General features: G+C 68.7%; 14 protein-coding genes. 7 read left to right on the top strand and 7 right to left on the bottom strand.

What is annotated here, in order from left to right; translation table 11 throughout:
• Window positions 1-37 precede the first annotated feature (37 nt).
• Window positions 38-664 carry a DUF2461 domain-containing protein gene (locus tag Pmi06nite_RS25140; RefSeq protein WP_203955578.1) on the top strand — a complete coding sequence of 209 codons (627 nt, stop codon included), beginning with the start codon at window positions 38-40 and terminating at the stop codon, window positions 662-664.
• Window positions 665-667: 3 nt separating this feature from the next.
• On the opposite strand, the gene Pmi06nite_RS25135 is transcribed toward Pmi06nite_RS25140, so the two are convergent.
• Window positions 668-1,279 carry a superoxide dismutase family protein gene (locus Pmi06nite_RS25135; protein ID WP_203955577.1) on the bottom strand — a complete coding sequence of 204 codons (612 nt, stop codon included), beginning with the start codon at window positions 1,277-1,279 and terminating at the stop codon, window positions 668-670.
• Between the two features lie 456 nt (window positions 1,280-1,735).
• Window positions 1,736-3,589, bottom strand: a complete 1,854-nt coding sequence (typA, locus tag Pmi06nite_RS25130) for a translational GTPase TypA (protein ID WP_203955576.1) — start codon at window positions 3,587-3,589, stop codon at window positions 1,736-1,738.
• Between the two features lie 490 nt (window positions 3,590-4,079).
• Here typA and Pmi06nite_RS25125 point away from each other — a divergent pair, with 490 nt between their 5' ends.
• Window positions 4,080-4,835 (top strand): alpha/beta hydrolase, encoded by a 756-nt coding sequence (locus Pmi06nite_RS25125; RefSeq protein WP_203955575.1) that lies wholly within the window; start codon window positions 4,080-4,082, stop codon window positions 4,833-4,835.
• Between the two features lie 159 nt (window positions 4,836-4,994).
• Here Pmi06nite_RS25125 and Pmi06nite_RS25120 read toward each other — a convergent pair whose 3' ends face one another.
• A complete protein-coding gene (locus Pmi06nite_RS25120; protein ID WP_203955574.1) occupies window positions 4,995-6,431 on the bottom strand; it encodes an aldehyde dehydrogenase in 1,437 nt (478 codons plus the stop codon).
• 264 nt (window positions 6,432-6,695) lie between these two features.
• The gene (locus Pmi06nite_RS25115) at window positions 6,696-9,737 is read right to left on the bottom strand and encodes a M14 family metallopeptidase (RefSeq protein ID WP_239114192.1); all 3,042 of its coding nucleotides are present in this window, start codon (window positions 9,735-9,737) and stop codon (window positions 6,696-6,698) included.
• Window positions 9,738-10,025: 288 nt separating this feature from the next.
• Here Pmi06nite_RS25115 and Pmi06nite_RS25110 point away from each other — a divergent pair, with 288 nt between their 5' ends.
• Window positions 10,026-10,880 (top strand): coiled-coil domain-containing protein, encoded by an 855-nt coding sequence (locus tag Pmi06nite_RS25110; RefSeq protein WP_203955573.1) that lies wholly within the window; start codon window positions 10,026-10,028, stop codon window positions 10,878-10,880.
• Window positions 10,881-10,887: 7 nt separating this feature from the next.
• On the opposite strand, the gene Pmi06nite_RS25105 is transcribed toward Pmi06nite_RS25110, so the two are convergent.
• Complete coding sequence (locus Pmi06nite_RS25105; RefSeq protein ID WP_203955572.1) at window positions 10,888-12,174, bottom strand: GH1 family beta-glucosidase; 1,287 nt, start codon at window positions 12,172-12,174, stop codon at window positions 10,888-10,890.
• Between the two features lie 149 nt (window positions 12,175-12,323).
• Here Pmi06nite_RS25105 and Pmi06nite_RS25100 point away from each other — a divergent pair, with 149 nt between their 5' ends.
• Complete coding sequence (locus tag Pmi06nite_RS25100) at window positions 12,324-12,902, top strand: TetR/AcrR family transcriptional regulator (RefSeq protein ID WP_239114191.1); 579 nt, start codon at window positions 12,324-12,326, stop codon at window positions 12,900-12,902.
• A 24-nt stretch (window positions 12,903-12,926) separates the two neighbouring features.
• On the opposite strand, the gene Pmi06nite_RS25095 is transcribed toward Pmi06nite_RS25100, so the two are convergent.
• Together Pmi06nite_RS25095 and Pmi06nite_RS25090 are read right to left on the bottom strand one after the other, a co-directional pair.
• The gene (locus tag Pmi06nite_RS25095) at window positions 12,927-14,768 is read right to left on the bottom strand and encodes an ABC transporter ATP-binding protein (RefSeq protein WP_203955704.1); all 1,842 of its coding nucleotides are present in this window, start codon (window positions 14,766-14,768) and stop codon (window positions 12,927-12,929) included.
• 268 nt (window positions 14,769-15,036) lie between these two features.
• Window positions 15,037-15,822, bottom strand: a complete 786-nt coding sequence (locus Pmi06nite_RS25090; protein ID WP_203955570.1) for an IclR family transcriptional regulator — start codon at window positions 15,820-15,822, stop codon at window positions 15,037-15,039.
• A 253-nt stretch (window positions 15,823-16,075) separates the two neighbouring features.
• On the opposite strand from Pmi06nite_RS25090, the gene Pmi06nite_RS25085 reads away from it, so the two are divergent.
• From Pmi06nite_RS25085 to Pmi06nite_RS25075, 3 genes are all read left to right on the top strand, one after another.
• A complete protein-coding gene (locus Pmi06nite_RS25085) occupies window positions 16,076-16,513 on the top strand; it encodes a thiamine pyrophosphate-dependent enzyme (protein WP_203955569.1) in 438 nt (145 codons plus the stop codon).
• Entirely contained in the window at window positions 16,464-17,924 is a 1,461-nt protein-coding gene (locus Pmi06nite_RS25080) for a benzaldehyde dehydrogenase (protein WP_203955568.1), read from the top strand. The genes Pmi06nite_RS25085 and Pmi06nite_RS25080 overlap by 50 nt, the downstream gene beginning before the upstream one ends.
• Before the next feature lie 247 nt (window positions 17,925-18,171).
• Window positions 18,172-19,395 (top strand): CynX/NimT family MFS transporter, encoded by a 1,224-nt coding sequence (locus tag Pmi06nite_RS25075; RefSeq protein ID WP_239114189.1) that lies wholly within the window; start codon window positions 18,172-18,174, stop codon window positions 19,393-19,395.
• Window positions 19,396-19,411 lie beyond the last annotated feature (16 nt).

The following is a 19,411-nucleotide window of genomic DNA, read 5'->3' as shown; positions in this document are numbered from 1 at the left end:
GGCCTGGTTGTCGGCGGGGCGTGCGAAGGTGGGTGCCATGGGATTCAGCGGGTTTCCTGATGAGGCGCTCATTTTCTACGAGGGCCTCGTGGCCGACAACTCCAAGTCGTACTGGGCGGCCAACAAGGGTCTCTACGACAGCGCGGTGAAGGCGCCGATGCTGGCGTTGATGGACGAGTTGGCCCCCGAGTTCGGGACGCCGCATCTGTTCCGGCCCAACCGGGATGTGCGCTTCGCGAAGGACAAGTCGCCCTACAAGACCCACCAGGGCGCGTACGTGCAGGTGGGGGTCGACGGCATCGGCTACTACGTGCAACTCGACGCCGAGGGGCTCTACGTGGCCGGTGGCTGGTGGGCGGGGGGAGATCAGATCGTCCGCTACCGGGACGCGCTCGACGACGATGTGGCGGGCGGCGGGCTCGAGTCCGCGATCGCGGAGTTGCCGCCGGAGCTGACCGTTGGCGGCGATCGCCTCAAGACCCGGCCGCGAGGCACGCCTGAGGGCCACCCCCGTCTGGAGTTGCTCCGGCACAAGTCGCTGCACGCCGGCCGCCGGTTCGAGCCGGAGTTGTGGCTGAACACGCCGGAGGTCCTCGACCGGGTCCGTGTCACGTGGCGCTCATTGACCCCGCTGGTCGACTGGCTGCGGATCCACCTCAGCTGATCGTCAGGTGAGGACCCTGATCACGCCGCAACCCACCCGGTCGCCCGCGTCCCCGGTCTTGAGCGTGGTCGCGTCCGGCCCCATGGCGCCCGTCGTGTCGGAGGCGTGGGTGTAGCGCGTGGGGATGTTGGCGAAGTTGTCGGCCTTCGCGTGCACGACGACCGCGCTGCCGTCGGTGTCCGCCAGTTGTGCGATGGCGAACCGGTCGGTCACGAAGGACGCGTTGCCGGTGCCGTCCCCGGCCACGAGCAGCGAGGGCAGGTTGCCGGCGGCCATGCCGTACGAACTCGGGCTGGGGTCGAGGTGGGCGCCCGCGCTGGAGAACGGGCTGCCCGTGGTCGCGTCCACCGCCCGCGGGTCGCACACGCCCGCGGTGTGGATGTGGAGGCCGTGGAATCCGGGAGCCAGACCGCGGACGTTGACCGTGACCCGCGACTTGGTCATGTCGTATCGCTCGATCCGCAGGGTGCCGAGCGCGGTCCCGGCGGTGTCCTTGATCACGGCGATGGCCGACGGGCCCGCGGGAGGACGGGCCGGTTCGGCGTGTGCGAGGACACCCGTGCCGACGCAGATGGCGAGGTTGGCGGCCAGGGCGAGATGGGTTTTCCGAAGCATGGACGGCTCCTCCGTATGCGCTCGTGACCTGGCACAGGAGAGCACGGTCCGTACCGGGGAAGAGCTCCGGAAACGCCGCTCATAGAGCGTCGTTTGCCCCCACCTTGCCGACTCCCGCCCCTTCTCCGCGTGATCATGCACAGATTCGTGGGCAAGGTGTCTGAACAGCGCGAACGCTCCGCATGATCATGCACAGGTTCGTAGATTGGGCTCTGACCTGCGCAGACTCCGATCGTGATCATGCACGGATTCGTGGAACCAGCCTCTGACCTGGACGGACTCTGTCCGTGATCATGCGCGCATTCGCCGGCAAGGTGTCTGAACAGCGCAAACGCCCCCCGTGATCATGCACGGTGGCATGTTCACGAGGGGCGTCGTCGCATGGCTTGGCGCCGGCTCACGACCAGGGCCCTTGCTCGACTGAGCGCCGCTCGCCGGGGCCGGCCGTTCGCCGGGTCAGTTGACGCGCTTGGCCCGCGCGGTTGCGCGGCCGCGGCTGGCCGCGTCGAGCACGACCTTGCGGATGCGGACGGTCTCCGGCGTGATCTCCACGCACTCGTCGTCACGGATGAACTCCAGCGCCTGCTCCAGCGACAGGGAGCGCGGCGGGATCACCTTCTCCGTCTCGTCGCTGGTGGACGAGCGCATGTTCGTGAGTTTCTTCTCCTTGGTGATGTTCACGTCCATGTCGTCGGAGCGCGAGTTCTCGCCGACGATCATGCCCTCGTAGACCTCGGTGGTGGGGGAGACGAACAGCGTCCCGCGCTCCTGCAGGTTCAGCATCGCGAAGGGGGTGACGGGGCCCGACCGGTCGGCGACGAGGGAGCCGTTGTTGCGGGTCCGCAGCTCGCCGAACCACGGCTCGTAGGCGTCGAACACGTGGTGGACCAGGCCGGTTCCCCGGGTCTCGGTGAGGAACTCCGTACGGAAGCCGATCAGGCCACGTGCGGGAACCACGAACTCCATGCGGATCCAGCCGGTGCCGTGGTTCGTCATGTGCTCCATGCGGCCCTTGCGTACGGCCAGCAGCTGGGTCACGGCCCCCAGGTACTCCTCGGGGCAGTCGACGGTGAGCCGCTCGACCGGCTCGTGCACCTTGCCGTCGACGAGCTTGGTCACGACCTGCGGCTTGCCGACGGTCAGCTCGTAGCCCTCGCGGCGCATCTGCTCGACCAGGATGGCCAGCGCGAGCTCACCACGGCCCTGGACCTCCCAGGTGTCGGGGCGCTCGGTGGGGATCACGCGCAGCGAGACGTTTCCGACCAGTTCCTTCTCGAGCCGGTCCTTGACCATCCGTGCGGTGACCTTGGAGCCCTTGACCTTGCCGACCAGCGGGCTGGTGTTGGTGCCGATCGTCATCGAGATCGCCGGCTCGTCGACCGTGATCAGCGGCAGGGGCCGCGGGTCGTCCGGGTCGGCCAGCGTCTCGCCGATCATGATGTCGGGGATGCCGGCGATGGCGATGATGTCGCCCGGGCCCGCCTCCTCGGCGGGCTTGCGCTCCAGCGCGTCGGTCATGAGCAGCTCGGAGATCTTCACCCGCTGGATCGTGCCGTCGGTACGGCACCAGGCGACCTGCTGCCCCTTCTTGATCGTGCCGTGGTGGACCCGGCAGAGTGCGATCCGGCCCAGGTAGCTGGAGGCGTCGAGGTTGGTGACGTGCGCCTGGAGCGGGGCGGTCGGGTCGTAGAGGGGAGCCGGGATCGTCTTGGTGATCGTCTCGAACAGTGGCTCGAGGTTGTCGGCGTCCGGCATGCCGCCGTCCTGCGGCCGGTTGAGCGAGGCCCGCCCGGCCTTGGCCGAGGCGTAGACGATGGGGAAGTCGATCTGCTCCTCGGTGGCGTCGAGGTCGAGGAAGAGCTCGTAGACCTCGTCGACGACCTCGGCGATCCGGGCGTCGGGCCGGTCCACCTTGTTGATGCACAAGATCACCGGGAGCTTGGCGGCGAAGGCCTTGCGCAGCACGAAGCGCGTCTGGGGGAGCGGCCCCTCGGAGGCGTCCACCAGGAGGACGACGCCGTCGACCATGGACAGGCCGCGCTCGACCTCTCCGCCGAAGTCGGCGTGACCGGGGGTGTCGATGATGTTCAGAGTCATTCCGCCGTGCTTGACCGCGGTGTTCTTCGCGAGAATGGTGATGCCCTTCTCGCGCTCGAGGTCATTGGAGTCCATGACGCGCTCGTCGACGTCCTGGTTGGCGCGGAACGCCCCGGACTGCCACAACATGGCGTCCACCAGCGTGGTCTTGCCATGGTCGACGTGCGCGATGATCGCGATGTTCCGCAGGTCGTCGCGGCTGTTCAAAGGCATAGTGGAGTCTCGCTCTAGTTCGTCGGGGTGTCGTCCGCGTCCCGGAACTTCGGCGAGACGGACATCCGCCGCGGAGTGCGGCCATTCGATTTTAGTTGATCCCCGTTACCACCATGTGCCGTGGAAGCGGGAATCCCCACGACCTGCGGTTTTAGCGGCGTATTCGCTACGGGTTCGCTACGCGTTTCCTACGGGCGGGCGGGTGGGTGGGCGATGGCCGTGATCGGCGAGGTCTGTTCGCGGCCGGTGGCCGCCGCCGATTGCATGATCACGGCCGATGAAGCCGCAGGTCGTGGGGATTCTTACGAATCTGCGCATGATCACGAATCGGATTCGGGCAGGTGGCGAGGGGTTTCTCCGAACCTGTGCATGATCACGCGGAGTGTTTTGGCCCGTCAGGTGCCCTGTGGGCGAACCTGTGCATGATCACGGGGAGTGGGGTGGGGGTGGCTTCTGAGATCGGAGTGGGGGAGGAAATAAGGTCGGCGGCATGGGTTTTGCTCCTGCCTTCGGGGCGATGTTGCGGACGGCCGACGGAATCAGGATCGACGCGTCGCACACGCCCAACGGTTCGCTCGATCTCGGCGTCGTCGTCGCCCACGGGTTCACGGGCTCGTGGCGGGAGCGTCCCACGCGGCGCATCGTCCATGTCCTGTCCGGTTTCGGCGGCGTGCTCTCGTTCGACTTCCGGGGTCATGGACGTTCCGGCGGCGTCTCCACCGTCGGCGACCTTGAGGTCCTCGACCTCGACGCGGCCGTGAAGCACGCCCGCTCGATCGGCTACGAACGGGTCGTGACCGTGGGCTTCTCCATGGGGGCCGCCGTGGCCGTACGGCACGCGGGGCTGCACGGGGGAGTGGACGCGGTGGTGGCGGTCAGCGCCCCGGCCCGCTGGTACTACCGGGGGACCCGCCCGATGCGGCAGGTCCACTGGGCGATCGAGCAGTGGTCGGGACGTCTCGCGGCCCGGCTGGCCAAGCGCACCCGGATCTCGACCGGGACGTGGGATCCCGTTCCGCTGCCGCCTCATGAGGCCGCCGCGCTGATCGCGCCGACGCCGTTGCTGATCGTCCACGGGGACGCCGACCCGTTCTTCCCGCTGGACCACGCCCATCAGCTGTACGAAGGCGCCAAGGAGCCGAAGGAGTTGTGGATCGAGCCGGGGTACGGCCATGCCGAGGCGGCGGCGACTCCTGAGCTGATCCGGAAAATTGGCCGGTGGATTTCGCGAACCAAATCCCAATAAGGGTCGTCTATGTGAACGTAGGGGTCCCTTGGGGATCCAGACCGCCGATCAAGGGGGGTCGGCGCACACCTGCGGGTGTGGCCCAGCGTCGCGGGGGCGCGCTGGGCGATCTTCCCGGTCCTGTACGGCAGGCCGTACAGGACCGGGAAGTGCTCATCCTCAGCCCAGGCGGGCGATCGACTTGTACTCCAGGTACGCCGACAGGCCCTCGGGGCCGAGTTCACGGCCGAGCCCGCTGGCCTTGTAACCGCCGAACGGCGTGTTCGGGTCCATGGTGTTCATCATGTTGACGCCGTAGGTCCCGGTGCGGACCTGGCGGGCGACGTCCACACCGTGGTCGGTGTCCGCCGTCCAGACCGTGCCGGACAGGCCGTAGTCGCTGTCGTTGGCGATTCTGATCGCGTCGCCCTCGTCCTCGTAGGGGATCACGGTCAGGACCGGCCCGAAGATCTCCTCACGGGCGATGCGCATGTCGTTCGTCGCGCCGGCGAACACGGTCGGCGCGACGTACCATCCCCGGTCGAACGGCCGGTCGAGGCCGCCGACCACCGGCTTGGCGCCCTCGTCGAGACCGGCCCGGATATAGCCCTCGACCCGCTCCTGCTGACGCTTGGCGACCAGAGGGCCGATCCCGGTGGCGGGGTCCGACGGGTCGCCGACGGCCTGGCCGGTGACCATGTCGGCCACGGCCTGGACGACCTCGTCGTACCGGTGCCGCGAGGCCAGGATGCGGGTCTGGGCGACGCAGGCCTGGCCGTTGTTCATGAGGGAGGCGATCGACAGGAAGCCCATCGCCGAGGGCAGGTCGCAGTCGTCGAGGATGATCGCGGCCGACTTCCCGCCCAGCTCCAGCGTGCAGCGCTTGAGCTGCTCGCCGCAGATCGAGGCGATGCGGCGGCCCGCGGCGGTCGAGCCGGTGAAGGCGACCTTGTCGACGCCGGGGTGGGAGACCAGGTGCTCGCCGGCCTCGCGACCGGCGGCCACGATGTTGACCACGCCGTCGGGGATCCCCGACTCCTTGATCATCTCGGCGAGCAGGTAGGAGTCGAGCGGCGTCTCCGGGGCCGGCTTGATCACGACCGTGCAGCCCGCGACGAGTGCGGGGGCCAGCTTGGTCATGATCACGAACTGGGGGACGTTCCACGGCACGATCGCGGCGACGACGCCGACGGGCTCGCGGCGGATGGTGACCGGCCCGAACGTCCCGGGCCGCTCCTCCTCCTCGGGGAACGTGGCGCCGAGCCCGGCGAAGTACTGCAGCATGCCGAGCGGCTGGGGAGCCTGCGCGAGCTGCGAGAACGTGATGGGGGAACCCATCTCGAGGGTGATGACGTCGGCGAGTTCCGCCTGACGGGACGCGTAGATCTCCGCCAGTTTCCCGACGACCGCGGCGCGCTCGGCCATGCTCATGCGCGGCCAGGGTCCGTTGTCGAAGGCCTCGCGTGCGGCGGCCACCGCCCGGTCCATGTCGGCGGGGGTGCCGTCCGGCACGCGCCCGACGACCTCCTCGGTGTGGGGGGAGATGACGTCGATGGTGCCGGTGCCCGCGGGGGCGACCCAATCGCCCCCGATGAATAGCGTGTCGTGCTGAAGCATGTCCCTGCCTCCTGGTCGGGCGCGCCTCACGAATTTGAGCGAACGCTTGCTTGGACAAGTCTGTTCTCGCGCGCCGGACGTCACAAGTCCCCGCGCGCTCAGTGAGACCGAATCATGTTCTGTCGGTCGTTGGCAATACCCCGGCGCCGGGGGCTTGGGAGCGGGTGTCGCATGCGGCGGGTACGGCTCGCCGACCTGAGCCGGGCGCCCGGAGAGCCGTACGGCTCCCGCCCCTGAGGGAGCGGGAGCCGTACGGGTGCGGGACTACGGGAGGGTGGGGTGGAGCAGGTGGGCCATCGAGCGCTTGACCAGGTCGGTCCGCATCGCCTGGGTGGTCGCTCCTTCGGCGCCGAAGCCGAAGTAGACCGTGTCCTTGGTGGTGATGCCGGCGCCGTCCTCGAGTGACTGGTCGCTGCGCGACCAGTCGTTGGGAGCCTCGGACGAGTCGGCGGGCGGCCCCGCGACCGTCCAGCCACCGAGGTCGCCCTCGAAGGAGGTCTCGGAGACGGTCGCGCCGTCGGCCGTGACCTTCGAGTCGTCGACCCAGACGCCGAGGCCCTGGGTGCCCCAGTCGCTGATGTAGGAGATCGACACCTCGACCTGCTTGCCCGCGTACGCGGTCAGGTCGATCGACCACTGCTGCCAGCCGTTCGACGAACCGGAGGCCGCGTGCCAGGAGCCGGTGGTGCCGGTGCCGGTGCACGAGGTCGCGCCGTCGAAGGTTTGGTAGTGCGCGGTGGACGGATGGATGTCCACCCAGCCGGCGGCGCAACTGTCGCCGGGCTCGCCCGAGGTGTGCCCGTTGGCGTCGGGCAGGGTCGTCCAGTCGTCCTGGCCCACGGTGTGCGCCTCGACGGTCAGGAAGTCCCAGTTCGGCTCGGTGTTGTACGACGTCCAGAACGACAGGTTCCCGCTGGTCTTCCCGGTCAGGTCGACCGTACGGGTCAGGCGCTTCCAGGACACGTCGGCCTGGCCGCTCTGCGCGTCCCATGCGCCGGTGTGCGGGCTGAAGGGTGCTCCCGAGCTGTACTGCCACTTCAGCGGCGCCGAACTGGCGAACTGCGGGAACGTCTTCTGCGGCAACACCGAGGAGGTCGTCACGAAGGTCGAGGTGTGGTCCTGGTTGTTCGCCGAGTCCCCGCCGTTCAGCGTGCCGAGGAAGCCGTTGAACGCGCCTCCCGTGCCCTTGAGCGGGAGGGTGTTCCCGTCGCCGTCCTGGCCGCCGCCGTCCACGAAGGTGTAGGCGCCCAGGTAGTACTGCACGAAGTCGTTGCTCAGCGCGAGGCACGGGGGCTTGGTCCCCGTGGTGCACTCGGGCTGGCCCGGGTAGTCGGGCTCGTACCAGTACGCGTTGTTGACGTTCTGCGCGTACAGGGCGTACTTGCCGGTGGCGAGGAGCTTGCCGCCCTCGTTGAGGTAGTCGCGGAAGGCCAGTTCGAGCGCCTCGGCGAGATTCGCGGCGGTGCCGCCCGGCTGGGTGGCCGCGCGCGGGATGATGTCGTCGCCCGTTTCCCAGACGACGGCCTTGTAGTGGCTGAGCACGCCCAGCGGGTGGGGTGCGGTGCGGCCGTTCTTGTCCACGTCGTAGACGTCGGAGCTGTAGCCGGCCTTCGACAGCGCCGTGGCGTAGTCGTCGGCGTACTTGGCCTCGGTCACGCCCTGGACCGGGCTCGCGCCGGTGACGTCCTCGGCCGCGACGATGAGGACCTTGCCGCCGATGTCACCCGACACCTTGTAGGTGAACGACTCGCTCTTGCCGGTGAGCGAGGTGAACCACACCTTCACGTTGTCGCCGGGCTTGGCGCCCTTGACCGTGCCGCGGAGCTGGTGGAAGTAGGTGTCGTAGCCGTCGCCGTAACGCTCGCCGCCCTTCCACTCGGAGGTGGAGGCGACCCGCGCGATCCCGCCGTTGATCTGGTACCGGAGCAGGACGGGGCCGAGCCTGCGCTGAGCGTCCACCTGGACGACCTGGTCCTTGCCGTAGCTCACGCCGAACTTGTCGACCACGAAGTCGGGCACGGTGTTGCCGAGGTGGCTGACCGGCTCGCTCAGGTTCGGCGCCGACTTGAGGATGTCGAGCGCGAAGGGAAGCTGCTTCTCGAACTCGGCCTGGACCAGCGCCTCGTCGTCGGGGAAGACGAACCCGCAGCCCTCGCAGCCCTCCTCGAGCTCGGGAGTCCACGCGAGCGTGCCGTACTTCGCGTGCGCGTGGTCGGTGGTCTCGCCGTTGGTCGTGTACAGCTCGGCGGCCACGCCCGGGTCGAACCCGGGGACGGCCGGGTTCTCGTCGGTTCCGGTCAGCGCCAGGTAGACGGGGTCGTCGGCGGTCTTGGTGGCGACCTGCCAGCCCTGGGGGTAGAGCAGCAACGGGCCGAAGGAGTGGTAGTTGACCTGGGCCTTGGGGCGCAGGCGCTTGAGCAGCCCGTCCATGGCCCTCGTCTCCGGCTCTGAGGCCGGGGCCGTACCACGGTAGGTCTCGCTGCTGAAGACGCCGGACGACCCCTCGTCGTCGTAGCCCCACTTGGTGGGGAAGTTCCGGTTGGGGTCGACGCCGTCGTTGCCGGTGATCTCACGGTCGCCGTCGTTGTCGCGCAGGTTCTTGCGCCACAGGCGGTTGCCCTCGGTGAAGGTGAAGTCGTAGCCGTCCGGGTTGGCCACCGGCACGAACCACACCTCGGTCGTGGACAGCAGCTTGCTGACGTCCGGCTTGGACTTGTTGGCCACCAGGTACTTCAGCAGGCGCATGTCGACCTCGGTGGAGATCCACTCGCGCGCGTGCTGGGTCGCCGAGTAGAGCACCGCCGGCCTGGTCCCATCGGGCAGAACCCGGGCGAGCTTGGTCAGCTTGACGGCGAGGATGTCCTTGCCCTGGATGGTCTTGCCGATCGACTGCAGCTTCGCGATGTCCTTGTTGCCGTCGCTGATGGCGCGGAGCTGGTCGGCGATGCCGCCCTTCTCGGAGTAGGACCGCCACACGGTGTACCCGCCGGCGGCCTGTGCCCGGGCCGCCTGCAACTGGGTCTGGCCCTGGGGGTTGCGGACCGGCTGCGGCCGGTAGCCGAGGGTCTGCAACTTCTTCAGCTCGATCGGGGTGGCGGTGAGCTCGATGTGCTCCTTGTCGCCCGTGGCCTTCTGCTGAACGATGTCGAAGCCCTTCTGGGCCAGCGTGCCGGCGGTCCCGGCCTGGCTGTCCAGTTCGTAGAGCTCGATCCGGTCCGTGGGTGGAAGGGGGTCGGTGGTGACGGCCTGTGCACCGGCGGTCGGCATGAGTGGCGCGAGCAGTGCGCCGGCCGCAAGGACTGACAAGATCAGTCTTCGGGACATGGATACGGCCCTTCGTAGGGAACGATCACCCGAATCTCGCTTGCGGTCAGATCACCCGCAAGTCACGTCAGGACTCGTGTAAGTCACGAGTTGGTCACGACTCCCCCAAGGGAAAATCCTCACAAATGGTTAAAAAGTGTGAGATTCCTCCTTAATGGGGCATGAGTTTCTCCCGTTCCGGTAGCAGGCGTAAAGATCGCCTTCTATAGTTTCGGTCCGAATGGGATTGGAGGCCGCGTGCGACCGAGGCGCCTGATTGGGTTGGCGGTTGTGACCACCGCGTTGCTCGGGACGTTCGCGGTGCCCTCCGCACAGGCCGCGCCGGACGACCAGGCCTCGCTGGCCAAGCTGACCAAGCAGGCCGCCGAGCTCACCAAGGCCTATCGCGGCGAGATCGTCAGCCTCGAAGACGCGCAGACCGCCGTCAAGAAGGCGTCATCGCGGGCGAAGAACCTCAAGAGCGATCTTCGTGCGGCCGAGGAGCGGGTGGGTGACTTCGCCCAGACGTCGTACATGGGCGGCGGTCTCAACGACTCGCAGTTGTTCAGCATGCGGATCGACCTCGGCACCGTCTCCACGATGTCGTATCTCTCCAACCAGACGACCGAGCAGCTCAACACCGTCAAACGGCTCATCGCGGAGCACAAGAAGGCCACCGAGGACGCCGACGCGGAGATCGCCAAGCTGCGGAAGAACATCAAGGAACTCCAGGCCCAGCGGCGTGACGTCGAGCGGCGCATGGCCAAGTTCGGCATTCAGACCCCCGGCTCGGCGTCGGGCCTGACCAGCCGCCTGGTGAACGTGCGGGCCGCGATCATGTCGCAGTTCCCCATGCCGTTCGGCGTGGGATGTCTGCGCGTCGGCGACCCGGGCGAGCACGGCAAGGGCAGGGCCTGCGACTTCATGATGAGCTCGGGCGGCCGCCTGCCGGACGCCGTGGCCAAGGAGCGCGGTGACGCCCTGGCTCAGTGGTGCATCAGTCACGCCGGCCAGTACGGGATCATGTACATCATCTGGCAGCAGCGCATCTACGACATGCGCACCGGGGGCGGCTGGAAGATGATGGAGGACCGCGGCGGCACCACGGCCAACCACTACGACCACGTGCACGTCTCGGTGCTCTGAGGGCTCGTCAGCCCTGATTCGCGAGGAACTCCCTGAGCCAGTGGTAGGACGCCTTCGGCGTGCGCTCCTGGGTGTCGAAGTCGACGTGGACCAGGCCGAACCGCTGGTGGTAACCCTCGGCCCACTCGAAGTTGTCGAGCAGCGACCACACGAAGTAGCCCCGGACGTCCACGCCCTCGGCCTGGGCCTGCCGTACGGCCGCGATGTGGCCGTCGAGGAAGGCGATCCGCTCCTGGTCGTCGACGCCCTCGTAGGAGCAGCCGTTCTCCGTGATGTAGACGGGCGGGAGCGCCGTGCCGTACCGGGCCTTGAAGGTGACGAGCAACTCGCGCAGGCCGTCGGGGACCACGGGCCAGCCGAAGGCCGTCGTCGGGTGGCCGGTGATGCCCGCGTCGGTGAACGGCAGGCCGTCAGAGCCCGGTCCTGCGATCCGGGTGGGGTTGTAGTAGTTGATCCCGAGGCCGTCGAGGGGTTGGGCGATGGTCTCCAGGTCTCCGGTACGGACGAAGTCCAGGTCGGTGATGCCGTACGCCGAAAAATCGGGATATGTGCCGAAAAAGAGGGGGTCGTTGAACAGCCGGTTGTGCAGGGTGTCGTACGCCTCGGCGGCGGCCAGGTCCTCGGCGGAGCCGGAGGCGGGCCACACCGGTGTGCAGTTGTTGGTGATCAGCACGCGTTCGGCGCCGCCGCCGCGCAAAGCCTGTACGGCCAGGCCGTGCCCGAGCAGTTGATGATGGGCCGCGGGGAGGGCGTCGAGGAAGAGGGCCTTGCCGGGGGCGTGGATGCCCAGGGCGTAACCGAAGACCATGTGGATGAAGGGCTCGTTGAGCGTGATCCACGTCGTGACGCGGTCGGAGAGTCGGTCGGCCACGATGGCGGCGTAGTCCGCGAAGTATGCGGATATATCGCGATTGAGCCAGCCGCCCTCGTCTTCGAGGGCCTGGGGCAGGTCCCAGTGGAAGAGCGTGGGCGTGGGGACGATGCCCTTCTCGCACAACGCGTCCACCAGTCGGTCGTAGAAGTCGAGGCCCGCCTGGTTGACCGCGCCGCGTCCGGACGGTTGGACGCGTGGCCAGGAGATCGAGAAGCGATAGGCGTTCAGGCCGGCTTCCTTGATCAGCGCCACGTCCTCGGGCCACCGGTGGTAGTGGTCGCAGGCGACGTCGCCGGTGTGGCCGTCGCGGGTCCGGCCGGGTTCGTGGGAGAAGGTGTCCCAGATCGACGGGCCCTTGCCGTCCTCGTGGGCGGCCCCTTCGATCTGATAGGACGCGGTAGCCGTACCCCAGAGGAACATGGCCGCCTCCTGTGCGCCGTTACATGAGTGAAGCTCATGTTAATCTGCCATCCGCCGAATCGGGAGACAATAGCGGAATGACGGACGCCACGGGTGGAACACTGCGTCGCCGGCCAGCCCAGCGTCGAAGTCAGGAGCGAGTCGAGCGGATGCTGGACGAGTGCGCCCGGCTGCTCGACGAGGCGGGGTACGACGCGCTGACCACGAAGGAGGTCGCGCGCCGGGCGGAGGTGCCGATCGGGACCTTCTACCAGTTCTTCCCCGACAAGCAGGGGCTGGTCAAGGCGCTCGCGCTGCGCAACCTCGACGCCTTCCTCGACAGCGTGGCCACGAGGCTGGCCGTCTCGTCGCCCTCGGGCTGGACCGACGTGGTCGATCTCGGCATCGACGAGTTCGTGCGGATGAAGCGGACGGTGCCCGGATTCGGCGTCGTCGACTTCGGCGAGGTGCAGGCGACGCCTGGCGGTCCCGGTCTGCCCGGCACGCAACGGATGCTGGATGCGGCGCTGGAGAACAACGTCGTGGTGGCCGACCGGCTGCGCTCGCTGACCACCGATGTGCTCGGACTGCCGCGGGGGGAGGACACGGCGCGGGCGTTCCTGGTGGCCGTCGAGGCTGCGGACGCGGTCTTGAAGCTCGCCTTCCGTGCCCACCCCGACGGCGACCCGGACCTGATCGCCGAATGCAAGCGCCTGGTCCGCCGCTATCTGGCCGACCACCTCGGCTAACCGTGATCATGCACAAGTTCGTGATCAAGCCCGGGGAAGGTAGGCCTGGGCTTGGAGGTTGTAGAGATCGGCGTAGAGGCCGTCGAGGGTGATGAGCTCGTCGTGCGTTCCGTGCTCGAGGACCTTGCCGTGGTCGAGGACGTAGATCCGGTCGGCATAGCGCACACTCGCCAGCCGATGCGTGATCAGCACGACCGTCCGGCCGTCTGCGTGCCGCCTGATCCGCTCGAACAGCGCGTGCTCGGCCCGGGCGTCCAGCGCGGCCGTCGGCTCGTCGCAGATCAGCAGAGGGGCGTCCCGGTAGAACCCCCGGGCGACGGCGATCCGCTGCCACTGGCCGCCGGACAACTCCTGCCCGTCCTTGAACCGGCGGTCGAGAAGCGTGCGATAGCCGTGCGGAAGCTCGGCGATGACCTGGTCGGCGCCGGCCACCTCGGCGGCCCTGATGATCGCATCCTCGGGCTTGTCCATGCCCATCGTGATGTTGTGGCGGGCGGTCAGCGGCCAGCGGGTGTGATCCTGGGCGATGACGGCGATGTTGCCTCTCAGCTCGTCCGGGTCCACCTTCCGCACGTCGGTCGAGTCCCACAGGACGCGGCCGCCGTCCGGGTCGTAGAGCCCGGCGAGGATCTTCGCCAGCGTGGTCTTGCCCGATCCGTTCTCTCCGACGAGGGCCACGACCTCGCCGCGCTCGATGTGCACGGAGACCCCGCGGAGCGTCGGGGAGTCGGCGCCCGGGTAGCTGAAGGTGACGTCCTCGACCACGATCCGGTCGAACTCCGAGGGCATCTCGTCCGTCCGCCCGGCGGGGATCCGCGACTCGGCCTCGGCGGCGAAGTCGAGGAAGTCGGTGAAGTACAACCCCTCCTCGTAGAGCCGGTTGGTCGCGTACATGAAGTTGGCGAGTGACGACTGCCCGGAACGGATGGCGAGCACCGCGGTGCCGGCCACGGCGAGCGGCACCGCACCCACCGCGAGGAGCACGCCGAGTGCCACGAAGACCACGCCCTGGCCGATCCCGCCGAGGCCCTCGCCGGCGACGCGAGCGGACGCCTGCCGCCTGGCCAGGTCGAGCAGGACCTTCTGCTCCGATCTGGCGATGCCGTCGTACATCCTCAGGAGGAAGTCGCGCATGGTGAACGTCCGGACCTCGGCGGCGGTGTCCTTGTCCGCCAGCAACTCCGTGACGATCCACTTGCGGCGCCGCTGCGGCACGAGCAGCAGGTCGGTCGCGTAGCTCATCCTGGCCGACCGCACCGCCGCCCAGGCGTCGGGAAGGACGGCCAGCAGGAGCAGTGGCAGCAACACGGGATGCAGCACACCCAGCACTCCCGCCGCCGCCGCGATGCCGATGGCTCCGGTGAGGGTGTCGATCGCGGTGTACACGACCGTGTCGGCCGAGTCCATGCCTCGTATCCGCGCCCGCTGCAGAGAGTCGTGGAACTCCGGGTCGTCGAAGCACACGAGGTCGACCTGGCTGGTCAGGCCGTAGAGCCGCTCCTCCGCGATCCGGTTGACCTGCGGGCCGAGCCTGGCCTGCGCCCACCCGGCGCCGGCCTGGAGAACGGTCCTGATGGTCGCCGCCACACCGACGAGCACGAGGCTGGGCAGCGCCGCACGGATGCGGTCGGGTGTCGGGCCCGCCTCGAACAGCGCCGTCAGCACGCCCGTGGTGGCGAGCAGGCCGAAGGCCGTGAAGACGCCCCCGAGCAGGCTCAGCGTCACGGTCGTCGTGGTGTCGCGCGGGCTGGCCTGCCAGGCCATGCCGAGTGCCTGCCTGATCAGGTTGGGCAGGCGGCGCGCGACCGTGAGGAAACCGATGCCCGCCATCGTGTCCCCATGGCGAATCCAGGTGAAGGAGGTCATGTCCGCGAGGACGGGTGCGTCCTTCTGTGGATCGGAGGGGGAGTCCGCGCCCTCGGGGTCCTCGGGGTCGTCGTGGGGGTCCCGTCGTTCCGTGCCAGGAGGAGTGGCCGCCATAAGTGCAGTGTGAGCGTCCCGACCGACAAAAAGCCACCAGAGATCTTGACGCGAGCCGGCTTCACGTTCTACGACGCGGCCGTGGCCGGCGGCTCAGGCGACCAGGCCGGCAGGCCTCCGTACCCGTTCCCGCCGACGTCACCGGGACGGGCGATCAGCGCCGTGCCGCGGAGTCGGTCGAGCCGGTGGCGTGCAGATCGGCCTCGACGCGGGCGGCGGTGGCGAGAAGCGGCGGGAGCAGGTCCCTGCGGACCGCCTCGAGTGTCGTGCGGCTGGCATGGGAGGACACGTTCACCGCCGCGACCACGCGCCCGCTGCGATCCCTGATCGGCGCCGCGATCGAGCGCAGGCCCTCCTCGAGTTCCTGGTCCACCATCGCCCAGCCCTGCGCCCTGACCCGGTCGAGCTCCGCCCGCAGGGCCGCCGGCGAGGTCGTCGTCCGCGGGGTGAGGCGTTCCAGCGGGGAGCGTTCGAGAGACGCGTCGAGTTCGTCGGGGGAGAGCCACGCCAGGAGCACGCGGCCCATCGAGGTGCAGTAGGCGGGGAAGCGGGTGCCGATGGCGATCGTCACCCGCATGATCCTCGCGGTGGGAACGCGGGCGACGTAGACGACGTCACCGTCGTCGAGCACCGAGACGGACGCCGACTCGTGTACCTCGGCGACGAGCCGCTCCAGGTGTGGGAGGGCGACCTCGGGGAGCGAAAGACTCGAGAGGTAGGCGTAGCCGAGCTCGAGGATGCGCGGTGACAGCGAGAAGAGTCGTCCGTCGGTCCGCACGTAGCCCAGCCCGACCAGAGTGAGCAGGAAACGCCGCGCGGCGGCTCTTGTCAGATCGGTCTTGCGCGCGACGTCGCTGAGCGTGAGTTCCGGGCTGGTCGCGTCGAACGCCCGAATCACCGCCAGGCCCCGAGCAAGCGACTGGACGTACTCCTCGGCCATGGGCCGCCCCACCTCCCGACCAGGAACTCTAGCGTCTCGTGATTGTTCGCATTCAGAACCGATGTTCTCACAGCGAACGCCATTCCGGAAGAATGATCCATTTCTTCATTGACGCGCTTTAGAGGCGGGCGTAGCTTCCACAGTACGTTCCGTACAAGAACTGTCGTTCGCTGAGCGAACAAAATGGAGTGTCGATGAACCGCTCCTTACGCATGTGTGTTCTGGTGGGCGCCCCTCTGGCCTTCCCCGTCGCGTGCGGGTCGTCCTCGGTCGTACCGGACCGGCCGGTCGTGGCGTCGTGGGGGACGGCTCGGCGATCTACGGGATCCAGGCGCTGTGGAGCGAGGCGCACTACCGGGTCGGGGCGATCTTCGTAGTGCCGGCGAACGGCCGTTACGCCGTCATGGACCGGCTGGCGGAGAAGAACAAGCGAGGCCGGGTGCCCTGGCCGCCGTTCACCGAGGTCAGCCTGTCGGACATGGCGCGCTCGTTCGGCTGTCCGGCCGTACGCCTCGAGTCTTACGACGATCTGGTGACCGCTCTCGACGAGATCGTGCCGTCGGCGGTTCCCGCGAGGAGCCGATTCTCCTGGATGTCGCGGTCGTTCCCGACTCCGAGTTTCCCCCTTAGGAGGATTTTTCATGACATTAATGGACACGAAGATCTGGGCAGGATCGATCTTCGGCGGTGAATGGGTGACGTCGAGGGCCGGTGACTCTCCCGTCATGGAGCCGGCGACCGGAAACGAGATCGGCCGCGTGGGCGTCGCGGATCCCGACGACGTCGCGGCCGCCGCCGTACAGGCGAACGCGGCCCAGCGTGGATGGGGCGCCGCCACGTTCGAGGAGCGGGCCGCCGTCCTGCGCAGGGCGGGCCGGCTGTTCGAGGAGCACGCGGAGGAGATCCAGGGCTGGATCATCCGCGAGACCGGTTCGATTCCCGGCAAGGCCGCGTTCGAGACCGCCGTCGCCGCCTCGGAGTGCTACGAGGCGGCCGCCCTGGCGTCCCAGCCTCCGGGGGAGATCCTTCCGACGGGGAGGCCGCGACTCAGTCTGGCCCGCCGCGTGCCCGTCGGCGTGGTCGGTGTGATCGCGCCGTTCAACGTCCCGCTCATCCTCGGCATCCGATCGGTCGCGCCCGCCCTCGCCCTCGGCAACGCGGTCGTCCTCAAGCCGGACCCCCGTACGGCGGTGGGCGGAGGCGTGTCGATCGCCCGCGTCTTCGAGGAGGCGGGGCTGCCTCCGGGCGTGCTCCACGTGCTTCCCGGCGGCCCCGACGTCGGAGAGGCCCTCGTGGGCGATCCGCACATCCCGGTCATCTCCTTCACCGGGTCCACGGCTGCGGGCCGAAGGGTCGGGGAGATGTGCGGCCGCCTGCTGAAGAGGGCGCACCTGGAACTGGGCGGCAACTCCGCGCTGATCGTCCTCGACGACGCGGACCTCGACCTCGCCGTCTCGGCCGGGGCGTGGGGCTCGTTCTTCCACCAGGGCCAGATCTGCATGACCGCCGGCCGGCATCTCGTGCACTCCTCCCTCCAGGAGGAATACGTGGCACGGCTGGCGGCCAAGGCCGACCACATGCCGGTCGGCGATCCGGCCACCGGGCAGGTCGCCCTGGGCCCCCTGATCGACGCGCGGCAGCGCGACAAGGTCCACGCCCTGGTCACCGGCAGCGTGGACGTCGGTGCGCGGCTCGCGGCAGGCGGCACGTACGAGGGGCTGTTCTATCGGCCCACGGTCCTCGCCGACCTGACGACCGAGGCGCCCGCGTACGCGAACGAGGTCTTCGGGCCGGTCGCGCCGGTCATGCCGTTCTCCACGATCGAGGAGGCGGCGGCGCTGGCCGGAGACAGCGAGTACGGCCTGTCGCTCGGCATCCTGACGCGGGACGTCATGAAGGGCCTGGCTCTCGCCGACCTCATCCCCACGGGCATCGTGCACATCAACGACCAGACGGTGGACGACGAGGCCGTCGCCCCCTTCGGTGGGCTGGGTGCGTCGGGAACCGGGTCCCGCTTTGGCGGAGGCAGGGCCAACATGGACGCCTTCACGCACACGCAGTGGGTCACGATGCAGGGGGACATCGCCAGGTACCCCTTCTGAATGCATGATCACGGCACGGGTTCGCGCATGTCAGGGCGGGTGTGCGCGAACCTGCGCATGATCATGGCGGGAGTTTGTGCAGGTGGGACGAAGTGTTCCCGAACCTGTGCATGATCACGGGCGAAGTTTGCGCAGGTGGGGCTGAGTGTCACCGAACCTGTGCATGATCACGGGGGAGGGGTGGGGTGGTTGGGGGGCTTTAGGGTATTGATGGTGTTTATGGTTGACCATGGGTAATCGTGGTCGGGTGTTGCTCGTCGTTGGGTTCGTCCTGGCGGCATGGAACCTCCGGCCCGCGCTCGCAGGCGTCTCCCCGCTCCTGAACGACATCATGGGGGATCTCGCCCTCACCCCGGCCGAGGGCGGGGCGATCACCACGGTGATGGTGCTCTGTCTCGGGCTGCTGGGCCCGCTGGCCCCCGCCCTGTCCACCAGGCTCGGCCTCGACCGCACGCTGCTCGTCGGCCTGCTCATCCTGGCCACGGGCGTCATCGTGCGGAGCGCGGGAGGCCTCGTCACCCTGTACGTCGGCGCCGCCCTGGCCGGCACGGCCATCGCGATCATGAATGTGGCCATGCCCGGCCTGGTCAAGCAGCACTTCCCCTCCCGGGTGGGGCTCTTCACCGGCGTCTACGTCTCGTGCCTGGTGGCGGGAGCGGCGGTGACGTCGTCCGTCATGGTGCCGCTGGCCAGGGAGCACGGCTGGCGCACGGCCGCGGGCTCGGTCGCCGTGCTCGCGCTGGCGGCCGCGCTCCTGTGGGCGCCGCAGGCGTTCCGGCGTCCCGCTGGTGGCGTCCGGAGCGCGGGCCGTGGGCGATACCGCGCTCTGCTGAGGAGCAGGACCACGTGGGTGGTCATGTCCTTCATGGGGCTGCAGTCGCTGACCTTCTACGTCATGCTCGCCTGGCTTCCGACGATCTTCCAGGACGCGGGGCTCTCCGCCGATGAGGCCGGGTACATGCTCGGCCTCACGAACCTGGCGCAGATCGCCGCGACCCTCACCATGCCCGTGCACGCGGGCAGGGCGCGTTCCCAGGTGCCTCATGTGACCGTGGCCGCCGTCCTCACCATGGTCGGATACGTCGGCGTCCTGCTCGCCCCTGCGACGCTGCCGTGGCTCTGGATGATCGTCCTGGGCCTCGGGCAGGGCGCCTCGATCGCCCTGGCCCTGCTGATCATCACTCTGCGGGCGCCCGATCCGGCGTCGGTGACCGCGCTGTCGGCCGTCGCCCAATCGAGCGGCTACACGCTCGCCGCGCTCGGTCCTGTGGCCTTCGGCCTGATTCACCAGGCCACCGGTGACTGGACCGCGCCTCTGCTCGCGGGCCTCGGCGTCTGCGTCATCCAACTCGGGTTCGGCGCGCTCGCCGGCCGTCCGGCACCAAGGGACCTCGCGGCCGTGGCGGCTGTCGGGACGGCGGGGCCGGGGACGGTCACACCATCGTCCGGCAGCCCGTCGGGAACGGACTGACCGGTCGCCGGCGAGG

It is taken from the genome of Planotetraspora mira (assembly GCF_016863275.1).
Taxonomy (GTDB): domain Bacteria; phylum Actinomycetota; class Actinomycetes; order Streptosporangiales; family Streptosporangiaceae; genus Planotetraspora; species Planotetraspora mira.
The sequence above is the reverse complement of the archived record's forward strand: the minus strand, read 5'-3'. Positions and strand labels throughout refer to the sequence as shown.

What these genes read in the sequence shown, in the direction of transcription:
- Pmi06nite_RS25140 (WP_203955578.1), top strand. Translation starts at nt 38, where the DNA reads ATGGGATTCAGCGGGTTTCCTGATGAGGCGCTCATTTTCTACGAGGGC.
- Pmi06nite_RS25135 (WP_203955577.1), bottom strand. Translation starts at nt 1,279, where the DNA reads ATGCTTCGGAAAACCCATCTCGCCCTGGCCGCCAACCTCGCCATCTGC.
- typA (WP_203955576.1), bottom strand. Translation starts at nt 3,589, where the DNA reads ATGCCTTTGAACAGCCGCGACGACCTGCGGAACATCGCGATCATCGCG.
- Pmi06nite_RS25125 (WP_203955575.1), top strand. Translation starts at nt 4,080, where the DNA reads ATGGGTTTTGCTCCTGCCTTCGGGGCGATGTTGCGGACGGCCGACGGA.
- Pmi06nite_RS25120 (WP_203955574.1), bottom strand. Translation starts at nt 6,431, where the DNA reads ATGCTTCAGCACGACACGCTATTCATCGGGGGCGATTGGGTCGCCCCC.
- Pmi06nite_RS25105 (WP_203955572.1), bottom strand. Translation starts at nt 12,174, where the DNA reads ATGTTCCTCTGGGGTACGGCTACCGCGTCCTATCAGATCGAAGGGGCC.
- Pmi06nite_RS25100 (WP_239114191.1), top strand. Translation starts at nt 12,324, where the DNA reads ATGCTGGACGAGTGCGCCCGGCTGCTCGACGAGGCGGGGTACGACGCG.
- Pmi06nite_RS25095 (WP_203955704.1), bottom strand. Translation starts at nt 14,768, where the DNA reads ATGACCTCCTTCACCTGGATTCGCCATGGGGACACGATGGCGGGCATC.
- Pmi06nite_RS25090 (WP_203955570.1), bottom strand. Translation starts at nt 15,822, where the DNA reads ATGGCCGAGGAGTACGTCCAGTCGCTTGCTCGGGGCCTGGCGGTGATT.
- Pmi06nite_RS25080 (WP_203955568.1), top strand. Translation starts at nt 16,464, where the DNA reads ATGACATTAATGGACACGAAGATCTGGGCAGGATCGATCTTCGGCGGT.